The following is a 1531-nucleotide window of genomic DNA, read 5'->3' as shown; positions in this document are numbered from 1 at the left end:
GGCCAAGCCGCGGCCCCGGCACGCGCCGGTCCCGAGCCAGCCGATCATGGTCTACGACGCCCGGATCGAGGCCGGCGACCTGCGGATCTCGGGCTCGGTGCGCAAGCCGGGGGCGATCGTGGTCCTGGACGACGACATCTCGATCCAGGCCGACCGGCGCGGGCGCTTCGCGTTCCGGGTCCCCTACCGGCCGCCGACCTGCGTGGTGACTCTCAAGGCCGACCCGGACGAGCGCGAGGCGGTCGTCGCGAACTGCGCCGCCGAAGGCCCGCCGGGCCCACCCGGCCCTCAGGGCGCCGCGGGCCCGACCGGGGAGCCGGGGCCGAAGGGCGATGCGGGTCCGAAAGGCGACCCGGGGCTCAAGGGTGAGCCCGGCACCAAGGGTGAGCAGGGGGCTCCGGGAATCCCGGGCACCCCAGGCAATCCGGGACCGAAGGGCGAGCCGGGGGCCAAGGGCGAGCCCGGCCCGGCCGGCGGGGCAGGGGCCAGGGGCGAGGCCGGCGCCTCCGCCCTCCGGGCCGTGCGCAAGTCCGACTGCGCGGGCGGCTGCACCATCACCTGCGAGGCCGATGAGACGCTGGTCACCGCCCACTGCCTCAAGGGCGGCACCCCGGTCTATGACGGGGAGGGCGCCACCTGCCCGGCAGAGGCCTCGGGGATCGTTGGGTTCTGCACCCGGCGGTGACGGCTGCAGGTGTCAAACCTCTCTCATCGAAGCGACGCTGGCGCCTCCCACGCCCGCACGGGCTCCGATGTCCACATATCGGCTTGTGCAAGGCGCGACGCGCCCCCTCTCCCGTGCGGGAGAGGGCTGGGGTGAGGGACCAGGTCTTTCCGGACAGGTCGCATTCCTCACCCTGTCCCTCTCCCGCACGGGAGAGGGGACCTGCGCCTCGTCCGGAGATGTATGAGTCCGCTCTGTCCCCGCGCGGGGCGAGGGCATAAGCCAGCGCCTTCGTAGAAAAGATCAGGACCCCGCCGCGCAGATCCGAGCTCCAGGCGGCGCGATCGCCCCGATCACCCGCCGGTCTCGCGCAGCCAGTCGAGCATCCCGGCGGCGGCGGCCCGGCCGCCCGCGAAGGCCCCCTGGAGCAGGTAGCCGCCGGTCGGCGCCTCCCAGTCGAGCATCTCGCCGGCCAGGAACAGGCCGGAGCGGGCGCACAGCATGGCGCGGCCGTCGAGGGCATCGAGCCGGACCCCGGCCGGGCGCCGGCGAGGCGGCGGGCGAGATCAACCCGGGTCAGGTCGGGACGCAGATCGACGGTGAGCCGGGCGCTTCCCCGCCCGGCGATCGCATTCCGCAGGGGCCGCGACAGGGCGTAGATCGCCCCGCCCTCGATCCCGGCGGCGGTGATCACGGCCTCGCCCCGGACCGCAACGCCGTCGCAGGCGAGCGCCACCCGCTTGAGCGGCGCCCCGGAAAACCGCTCGCGGAACAGGTCGGACCACGCCACGGCAAAGCCCGCATTGGCCGGCTCCAGGGGCGCGACGTCCACGCCGAGCCCTTCGAGAAGCGGCACCCAGCGCCCGT

1 protein-coding gene and 1 pseudogene are annotated in these 1531 nt (G+C 74.8%); one reads left to right on the top strand and one right to left on the bottom strand.

Annotated elements, in window-relative coordinates:
• On the top strand, positions 1-685 hold a 685-nt coding region (locus FV228_RS34870), incomplete at its 5' end, for a collagen-like protein (protein ID WP_281406549.1).
• Between the two features lie 332 nt (positions 686-1017).
• Here the strand turns inward: FV228_RS34870 and FV228_RS29310 are convergent.
• Positions 1018-1531 (bottom strand): annotated as a pseudogene (locus FV228_RS29310) (NAD(P)/FAD-dependent oxidoreductase); the annotation flags it as partial.

This window comes from Methylobacterium sp. WL18, from assembly GCF_008040015.1.
GTDB classification, from domain to species: Bacteria; Pseudomonadota; Alphaproteobacteria; order Rhizobiales; family Beijerinckiaceae; genus Methylobacterium; species Methylobacterium mesophilicum.
Note: the sequence above shows the minus strand (reverse complement) of the source record. Positions and strands in the feature narration are given on the sequence as shown.